Source organism: Arthrobacter sp. MDT2-16 (assembly GCF_054510925.1).
Genome location: NZ_JBTNDP010000011.1, coordinates 89946 through 97852 on the forward strand (window position 1 = coordinate 89946; position 7907 = coordinate 97852).

General features: G+C 70.9%; 9 protein-coding genes and 1 pseudogene. 6 read left to right on the forward strand and 4 right to left on the reverse strand.

The window, feature by feature from the left end:
• Positions 1-10 precede the first annotated feature (10 nt).
• Positions 11-811, forward strand: a complete 801-nt coding sequence (locus ACX80N_RS16350) for an MSMEG_6728 family protein (protein ID WP_459340204.1) — start codon at positions 11-13, stop codon at positions 809-811.
• A 21-nt stretch (positions 812-832) separates the two neighbouring features.
• Here the strand turns inward: ACX80N_RS16350 and ACX80N_RS16355 are convergent, their stop codons facing one another.
• Entirely contained in the window at positions 833-1699 is an 867-nt protein-coding gene (locus ACX80N_RS16355; RefSeq protein WP_459340205.1) for a phosphodiesterase, read from the reverse strand.
• 247 nt (positions 1700-1946) lie between these two features.
• On the opposite strand from ACX80N_RS16355, the gene ACX80N_RS16360 reads away from it, so the two are divergent.
• The gene (locus ACX80N_RS16360; RefSeq protein WP_105031041.1) at positions 1947-2357 is read left to right on the forward strand and encodes a DoxX family membrane protein; all 411 of its coding nucleotides are present in this window, start codon (positions 1947-1949) and stop codon (positions 2355-2357) included.
• A 20-nt stretch (positions 2358-2377) separates the two neighbouring features.
• Positions 2378-3103: an SOS response-associated peptidase gene (locus ACX80N_RS16365; RefSeq protein WP_459340206.1), complete on the forward strand. Its 726-nt coding sequence runs from the start codon at positions 2378-2380 to the stop codon at positions 3101-3103.
• A 46-nt stretch (positions 3104-3149) separates the two neighbouring features.
• Here the strand turns inward: ACX80N_RS16365 and ACX80N_RS16370 are convergent, their stop codons facing one another.
• Positions 3150-3890, reverse strand: a complete 741-nt coding sequence (locus ACX80N_RS16370; RefSeq protein ID WP_459340207.1) for an alpha/beta fold hydrolase — start codon at positions 3888-3890, stop codon at positions 3150-3152.
• Positions 3891-3963: 73 nt separating this feature from the next.
• Between ACX80N_RS16370 and ACX80N_RS16375 the strand changes: the two genes are divergently transcribed.
• From ACX80N_RS16375 to ACX80N_RS16385, 3 genes are all read left to right on the forward strand, one after another.
• Positions 3964-4662: a helix-turn-helix transcriptional regulator gene (locus ACX80N_RS16375; RefSeq protein ID WP_459340208.1), complete on the forward strand. Its 699-nt coding sequence runs from the start codon at positions 3964-3966 to the stop codon at positions 4660-4662.
• Positions 4663-4982: 320 nt separating this feature from the next.
• The gene (locus ACX80N_RS16380; protein WP_459340209.1) at positions 4983-5726 is read left to right on the forward strand and encodes an MBL fold metallo-hydrolase; all 744 of its coding nucleotides are present in this window, start codon (positions 4983-4985) and stop codon (positions 5724-5726) included.
• A 50-nt stretch (positions 5727-5776) separates the two neighbouring features.
• Positions 5777-7033 (forward strand): phospholipase D-like domain-containing protein, encoded by a 1257-nt coding sequence (locus tag ACX80N_RS16385; protein WP_459340210.1) that lies wholly within the window; start codon positions 5777-5779, stop codon positions 7031-7033.
• Here the strand turns inward: ACX80N_RS16385 and ACX80N_RS16390 are convergent.
• Complete coding sequence (locus tag ACX80N_RS16390) at positions 7005-7703, reverse strand: GntR family transcriptional regulator (protein WP_459340211.1); 699 nt, start codon at positions 7701-7703, stop codon at positions 7005-7007. The genes ACX80N_RS16385 and ACX80N_RS16390 overlap by 29 nt on opposite strands.
• A pseudogene (locus ACX80N_RS16395) lies at positions 7703-7907 on the reverse strand (transferase); the annotation flags it as partial. The gene ACX80N_RS16390 and the pseudogene ACX80N_RS16395, both read right to left, overlap by 1 nt.

The following is a 7907-nucleotide window of genomic DNA, read 5'->3' on the forward strand; positions in this document are numbered from 1 at the left end:
GACTGGCGCCATGCAGACCTTCCTGCCGTACCCCGACTTCGCGGCCAGTGCCCGCGTGCTCGACCAGGCGCGGCTGGGCAAGCAGCGCGTCGAGACCCTGCAGGCCCTGCGCGCCCTCGTGATTCCCGACTACGGGTGGCGGCAGCACCCGGCCATCCGGATGTGGATGGGCTACGTCCCGGCCCTGACCGTGTACGGCCTGGCGATGGTCTCCGAGTGGGTGTCACGCGGCCACGCCGACTCGACGCATCGGCAGATCCTGGAGTTCGCCCCGCACGTGCTCGATGACCCGGACGTGCCCATGCCGCCGTGGCTGGGGAAGCCCGAGTTCCATGTGAGCCACCGGTCCAACCTGATCCAGAAGGCGCCGGAGATCTACCGCAGCAGGTTCCCCGGAACCCCCGAGGACCTCCCCTACTACTGGCCGGAACCCGAGCAGGAGCGGATCCCCACGGAGCCGACGGGTCGGCGCCTGTGGGTGTGGCGGGCCGCGTCCCACCCTCCCGCGGGGGACGCGGTGCTGCTCATGCCGCCCGAGCCGCCCGGTGGCAAGGCGGCACCGAAGTGGGAGCGGCAGCTCCACGTGTTCGAGGAGGCCGTGGCCGACGGCGACGCCGTGGCGATCGCCGATCCCGACGGCGAGCACTTCCGTACCGGCCGGGTGGGCCCCGTCCTCATGCACGAGGACGGGCTGATGCGGCCGGCGGACCTGCACGGCTGGCTGCGCAGATCCGACTTCGATCCGCCCGCGCTGCTGCAGGACCCCCGGACGCTGTTCAGCGTGGGCCTGCCGGACGCCCTGACCGCCTGAGCCTGCCGGGACCTTCCCCTGTCAGGCGGATGCGAGCGCTCGCGCGTGACGCCCGTCCGCGATCGTCACCCCCGAGGCCTCGAGCCGGCGCCGGGTCTCCTCGCGCGGCACCACCTCGCCCACGGACGCGTGGCGGCCCGCCGGCACCACCGAGTGCACGATCGTCTCCTCGTACACGTGCACGAGGTTGTAGGACTGCGCGCCGTCCCGTCCCCGGGCGCCGCCGTCGTACAGCAGGTCCTGCGTGTAGCAGGTGGCGCTCGCCACCGAGACCGGCACGCCGGCGAACATCGCCGTCGTCGAGTAGTGCAGGTGCCCGGCGAGGATGGTGCGGACGTCGGAGCCGCGGACGACGTCGGCGAGCGAGCGCTGGTCGCGCAGCTCCACGAGCACCGCGAGGTCCTGGACGCTGGGCACGGGCGGGTGGTGCAGGGCGAGGATGGTCCCGTGGGGAGCCGGGACGCTCAGCTCGCGGGCGAGCCAGTGGAGCTGCCCGGGCGTGAACTCCCCGTGATGATGGCCCGGCACGGTGGAATCCAGGGTGATGATCCTCAGCCCGTCCACGAAGTGCACGGCGTCGACCGGCGCCTGGGGTCCGTCCGCGGCAGGGTCGTCGAGCAGGCCGGCCCGGAAGGCGGCGCGGTCGTCGTGGTTGCCCATGGCCCAGATGACCTCGGCGCCCAGCCGGGCGGCGGCCGGGTCGACGATCGCCCGGAGCTTCGCGTACGCCCCGGGCTCCCCCTTGTCGGCGAGGTCGCCGGTGAAGACGATAGCCTGCGGCCGCGCACCGGAGGCCTCGAGATCGTCGAACACCTCACGGAGCCGCTGTTCGCTGTCCACGGCGCCGTACAGCGGACCGTCGCCGGCGAGGAGGTGGGTGTCGCTCATGTGCAGGATGAAGTGCTGCGGCCGAGGGTGTTCTGCTGTCCGGGGGACCATGGAACCTACTCCGATAGCTGATGGGACTTCGCTGGCGTGCCCCCATCCAATCAGGGGCTCCTGCGGACTTCGTGAACGCGCCACGGCACGTCGAGAAACATTGAGGAAACAGGCCCGCCGGCGGAGGGGCTGGCGGGGCGGCACCACGCGCCGTAGGCTCACAGGCGACGACGTTCCCCCACCGAAAGGCACGACCATGGGATTCCGCCTCAGTCACATCCCCCTCCGCCTCGCCACGGGGGCGTTCATCCTCAACTCCGGTCTGGGGAAGACCGCCCTGGACGAGGGCTCGGCGGCCTACCTGCAGGCGATGGCCTCCAGGGCCTTCCCGCAGATCAGCCAGCTCGAGCCGCAGCAGTTCGGCAAGGCCCTGGCGGCCTGCGAGATCACCCTCGGCTCGGCCCTGCTGGCACCCTTCGTCCCGAGCAGGGTCGCCGCCCTCGGCCTCCTCGCGTTCTCGGCGGGGATGATGACCATGTACCTGCGGACCCCGGAGCTCACCATGGAGGACGGCATCCGCCCCACCCAGGACGGCGTGGCCACCGCGAAGGACAGCTGGATGCTGGGGATCGCCCTGTCGCTCCTGCTCGACCGCAAGAAGAAGTAGGAGCCGGAGGACCCTGCCCCATGTGCGGACGCTTCGTCATCGCCGGCAACAAGGCTGACCTCATCGACGCCTTCGAGGTGGACGAGTCCGTCGAGGACGAGGTGGAACCCTCGTGGAACGTGGCTCCCACCAGCACCGTGCAGATCGTCGTCGAGCGGGTGGACCCGGAGACCGGGGAGCTGACGCGGCGGCTCGAGCTCGCCCGCTGGGGCCTCATCCCGTCGTGGGCGAAGTCGGCGTCGGTCGGCGCCCGCATGATCAACGCCCGAAGCGAGACCGTGCTGGAGAAGCCGTCCTTCCGGGCCGCCGCCCTCAAGCGCCGCGCGATCGTCCCTGCTGACGGGTACTACGAGTGGCGGAAGAACGCGGACGGGTCCAAGACCCCCATCTACCTGCACGGCCCCGACGGCTCGCACCTGGGCTTCGCCGGGCTGTACGAGTTCTGGCGCGACCCCTCGACGGCGTCCGGCGAGAACCCGCAGGGATCCTGGGTGGTCAGCTGCACCATCATCACGCGGACGGCGAGCGACGCCCTCGGGGAGATCCATGACCGCACGCCCGTGATCGTGCCACCGGACCTGCGCGGGGACTGGCTCGATCCGCGGAACGACACCCGCCCGGTCGTCCAAGGACTGCTCGACGCCATCCCCGACCCGGAGCTGGTCCCGCGCCTGGTCGGTAGCCGCGTGGGCTCGGTGCGCAACGACGGACCGGACCTCATCGAGCCCCTGCCGGAGCACGCCTAGGTGTCCTGGCCGGATCCGGCTGCTCCCTTCCGGTCGTCCCTGCAGTTCAATCGGTTCGAGAAGCCGCTGACCGGATGGCCTCGGCGAGGTCGCGGGGGCGGCTCCACATCGGCCAGTGCCCCGTCGGGAGGTCGATGACGTCGAGGTGCTCGAGATGCGCGACTTCGGCGAACACGGCATGGCCTGCATGGGCCAGCTCCAGCACCTGCGCGCTCGGGATCGAGCAGCACACCAGGGTGGTCCGGACCTTACGGCGGGCATCGTTCGTGAGCTCGACGGGCTGACGGAGCACGGGGCCGGGCTCAGGGACGGCCCGGGCGCGGAAACGCTCGAGAACCTCTGCGCTCAGGCCCTCGAGACTCGCCTGCTGGGCGAGGACGTCGAAGGGTGGCAGCGGGAACTCCTCCGATCCCTCGGGGAGGCCCGGTGCGACGACGCTTCCCGTCGCCACAGGGCCGGAGTCGATCCAGACCACCCGATCCACAAGCTCGGGGTGCCGGTCGAGGACGAGGCTGACGGGTGCATTCGCCCCACTGTGAGCGACGAGAGTCGCGGTCCGACCCTCCGGGACTCCGAGTCGGGCGAGGACGTCCAGGACCGCTGCGGCTTGATCGTCGAGAGTCCGCGCCGCACGCTCAGGATCGTTTCCGTCGAGACCAGGGAGCGTCATCGCGATTGTCCGGGAGCGGTCGGTTCCGAGGTGTTCGAGGACTTCATCCCATGCCCAGGCACCCAGCCAGTGGCCGGCGATGAGAAGAATGGTCGGGCTGCTCGTCGTGGTTGTCATGTCACCACCTTCCTGGGCGCTGCGGGCAGCTGTGTGTCACCATTCATGTCATGAATTCGATGCGTGCTGAACGGTGAAGCGAGCAGAACGGCTCCATGCCCTGTCCGAGATGCTGCGCCGCAGCGGCTCCCGGGGCTCCTCCGCCGAGCGGCTGGCCAGGGAGTTCGGCGTGTCCGTGCGCACGGTCAAGAGAGACCTCGCCGCGCTCGAGAACAGCGGCGCGCCTATTTGGTCGCGGCCCGGTCCTGGCGGTGGCTACGGCTTGGCCGCGGGCGCGTCCCTGCCGCCCGTGAGCCTGTCCCCGGCGCAGGCCGTCGCGCTCCTGGCGGCGGTGTCGGCTGCACCCGATGCACCCTATGGCGATCTGGCAGCAGCTGGGATCCGGAAGATCCTGGACGTCCTCGATCCCAGGACCCGTGCACGAGCCGATGAGCTGGCCGGCCGCGTCTGGGTCGACGCGCTCCCGTCCACGTCGCGCGTGATCAGGTCGGCACTGGAGGAGGCGATGGCCGAGCAGCGGGTGATCCGCATCCGCTACACATCGGGAGACGGGGTCACGACCACCCGCGACGTCGAACCCGTGCTGTTCGCCTCCAGGAACGGCCAGTGGTACCTCGTCGGGTGGTGCCGACTGCGCGATGCGATCCGATGGTTCGCCGTGTCGCGGATCGAGCGAGCCGGCGTCACCAGGACGGCATGCGGCGGCCATACCGTCCACGAGGTCGGAGAACCCCCGGTGAATGCCAGGCCCGTGCACGGTCGGGACGAGTGAGTACCTCGATCAACCTCTCCGTTCGTCGCCCCTGGGCCTCGGGCTACTCCGTGTAGCCGTATGGGGCGCGCGGGGCGGGCGGCGACTCCGCGCACGTACGGCGCTGCTGCTCCTGCTGGTTCACGCCCATCGAGGATCCGTGCCTTCCGGGGACCGCCGGCGCCTCCCGGAGGGGTACGCCGTCGATCCCTGTCCCCGTGACCGTCCACCGTAACGGTGCCCGATGCCGATGGGAAGCCGCCGGGAGGTACGCCCGGCCCCTTGTCCCGGCGCACTCCGGGTGCCTAGGGTCGGTGCAGGTCACGAGCGCAGGGAGAGGCATGATCAGGACGGACATCGCCCCGGGGATCCACTTCATCGAACACGCCAGGACCAACGTCTACCTCGTCGAGGACGACGACGGCCTGCTGCTGGTGGACACGGGCCTGCCCCGGTCCAAGACCCTGCTGCTCGAGGCGCTCAGCCGGATCGGCCGGTCCGTGCAGGACATCCGCGCCGTGATCCTCACGCACGGGCACTTCGACCACGTGGGCACCGCCGAGCACCTGCGCTCGCGCTACGGCATCCCCGTGTACTGCCACCCCGACGACGCCTTCATCGCGGCGCACCCCTACCGCTACGAGCGGGAACGGACCCCCTTCGTCTACCCGCTGCGCCACGCGCGGTCCGTCCCGGGCCTGCTGCACATGGCCGTCGCCGGCGCCGTCGCCGTCAAGGGTGTGGAGGACACGCTCCCGCTGACGCCCGAGGCCGCCGCGGCCCTGCCCGGCGCACCCCTGCTGGTCCCGACGCCGGGCCACACCAAGGGCCACTGCGGCCTGCACTTCCCGGACCGCGATGCCGTGATCAGCGGCGACGCCCTCGTGACGCGCGACCCCTACACGGGCCACCCCGGACCGCAGGTCGTGGCGATGGCCGCGACCGCCGACTTCGACACGGCCCTGCGCTCGCTCGAGGCGCTGCGCTCCACCGCCGCGGGCACGGTCCTGCCGGGGCACGGTTTCCCCTGGCTCGCCGGCGTGGACTCAGCGGTGGCCCAGGCCGCCGAGGTGGGCCGCCACTAGGACCAGCACGGGTCGCCGGCCGGGTGCACACGGGGCGATACGCTGGGCTCATGAGCTGGAGCAAGCGTCGGACCGTCATGGGATTCGCCCGCGTCACGGTGAAGCGGGCGGTGATCTCCGTGGTCGCGGCGCAGGCCGTGGTGATCGGCGGGCTCGTGGGCGTGGACACCTACCAGAAGCGCCGGCGCACCCGGCGTCCCGGCTTCCCCCAGCCGGGGACCTTCTCCACCAGGATCGGCACCACGGACACCACGGTGTACACGTTCGGTGAGGACCTCTTCGAGGCGATGATCGCCGCCATCGACGGCGCCCGGCACCAGGTGCTGCTCGAGACGTACATCTGGAAGGGCGACGACGTCGGTGCACGGTTCCGCGATGCGGTGAACCGGGCCGCCGAGCGGGGCGTGAAGGTCTTCGTCATCTACGACGGCTTCGCGAACCTCGTGGTCAACCCGTTCTTCTACTCCTTCCACCCCCTCGTCAACGTCTACCGCTTCCCCGTCCTCCGCCCCTCGATCATCTTCACCAACATCCGCGGCACGGGCTTCGACCACCGCAAGGTACTCGTGGTCGACGACGAGGTGGGCTTCGTGGGCGGGTACAACATCGGCTCGCTCTACGCGACGAAGTGGCGTGACACGCACCTCGAGCTCCGCGGCCCGTCGGTCTGGGAGCTCCGCGAGGCGTTCGTCAGCCTCTGGAACCTGCGCAGCTTCCCGCGCCGGCCGGAGCTGCCCGACCTCAGCGCGTCGTTCTGGGAACCCCGCATCCGCGCGGTCAACAACATCCCGGCCAACCTGGTGTTCCCCATCCGGGGCGTGTACCTCGATGCGATCAATCGTGCCCAGAAGCACATCTTCATCACCACCGCGTACTTCATCCCCGACCGGCAGATCCACGAGGCCCTGCTGCGGGCGAGCCGCCGGGGTGTGGACGTCCGCGTGATCCTCCCCGAGGACTCCAACCATGTGGTCTCCGACTGGCTGTCCCGCGGGTTTTACTCCTCGCTGATCGGCGCCGGCGTGCAGATCCTGCTGTACCAGAACTCGATGATCCACGCGAAGACCGCGACGATCGACGGCGAGTGGAGCACGGTGGGCACGGCCAACATCGACCGTCTGAGCCTCACCGGCAACTACGAGATCAACTTCGAGATCTTCGACCGCGACCTCGCGGCCACGATGGAGAGGATCTTCGAGGTGGACTCCTCCAACAGCCGCGTGCTGACCCGGGAGGAATGGGACAGCCGACACCTCGTGGCCCGCGCCAGCGAGGCGATCATCGCGCCGCTGCGTCCGTTCCTGTAGGGCCCGGGGTGAAGCGCTCGAGGTAGCCACGCTGCGAGGAGAGCACGTGCCCGGCCATCAGGCGCTCGGCCTCGGCCTCGTCCCCGGCGTCGATCGCCCCGAGGATCAGGCGGTGCTCGCCCCACGAGTGCCTGCCGCGGCTGTCCACGTCGGCCGCGTAGAGCCACTCGATCTTGCCGGAGATCTGCCGCAGCAGGGCTGCGAGGGACGCGCTGCCGCTGAGCGACGCGACGCCCAGATGGAAGCGGTTGTTCAGCTCGGGCAGGTCCGCGAGGGCGTCCGCCGCTACGGCGCGATCGCCGTCGTCCAGGACGCCGGCCAGGGTCCTGCGCGCCTCCCACCACCCGCGTCCGGGCGGCTGGCCGGCGGAGTGCGTCGCCGCCCGCCGGGCCGCGCGGCGGGCGATGGTGGCCTCGATGATGCCGCGGACGGCGAAGAGGTCCTCGGCGTCGTCGAGCGGGATCTCCGCCACGGTGGAGCCGGCGTAGGGCCTGGACTCGACGAACCCCTCCGCCTCCAGCGCACGCAGCGCCTCCCGCACCGGCACGCGCGAGACACCGTACGCGGTGGACAGCGCCGCCTCCGTCACGCGGGCGCCGGGCCGCAGGGCACCGAGGATGATGTCCCGCCGGATGGCGTCGAGGACGCGCTGCGGCGCCGGGTCAGCCATCAGCGTCCCGCAGCATAGCCCTGTGCTCCTCGCGGGTTGGCGGCCGCGGAGAGCACGCCGGTCCCGTGGTCCTTCGTCACCGAGGACAGCCTTCCGAGCGACCAGTCCCCCGCGCGCGTGACGACATGGCCCCGGCGTTCGAGCTCCGCGATGACGTCCTCGCCGAGCCGGTCCTCCACCACGGCGCCCCCGGGCTCCCAGGTG

What these genes read in the sequence shown, in the direction of transcription:
- ACX80N_RS16350 (WP_459340204.1), top strand. Translation starts at nt 11, where the DNA reads ATGCAGACCTTCCTGCCGTACCCCGACTTCGCGGCCAGTGCCCGCGTG.
- ACX80N_RS16355 (WP_459340205.1), bottom strand. Translation starts at nt 1,699, where the DNA reads ATGAGCGACACCCACCTCCTCGCCGGCGACGGTCCGCTGTACGGCGCC.
- ACX80N_RS16360 (WP_105031041.1), top strand. Translation starts at nt 1,947, where the DNA reads ATGGGATTCCGCCTCAGTCACATCCCCCTCCGCCTCGCCACGGGGGCG.
- ACX80N_RS16365 (WP_459340206.1), top strand. Translation starts at nt 2,378, where the DNA reads ATGTGCGGACGCTTCGTCATCGCCGGCAACAAGGCTGACCTCATCGAC.
- ACX80N_RS16370 (WP_459340207.1), bottom strand. Translation starts at nt 3,890, where the DNA reads ATGACAACCACGACGAGCAGCCCGACCATTCTTCTCATCGCCGGCCAC.
- ACX80N_RS16380 (WP_459340209.1), top strand. Translation starts at nt 4,983, where the DNA reads ATGATCAGGACGGACATCGCCCCGGGGATCCACTTCATCGAACACGCC.
- ACX80N_RS16385 (WP_459340210.1), top strand. Translation starts at nt 5,777, where the DNA reads ATGAGCTGGAGCAAGCGTCGGACCGTCATGGGATTCGCCCGCGTCACG.
- ACX80N_RS16390 (WP_459340211.1), bottom strand. Translation starts at nt 7,703, where the DNA reads ATGGCTGACCCGGCGCCGCAGCGCGTCCTCGACGCCATCCGGCGGGAC.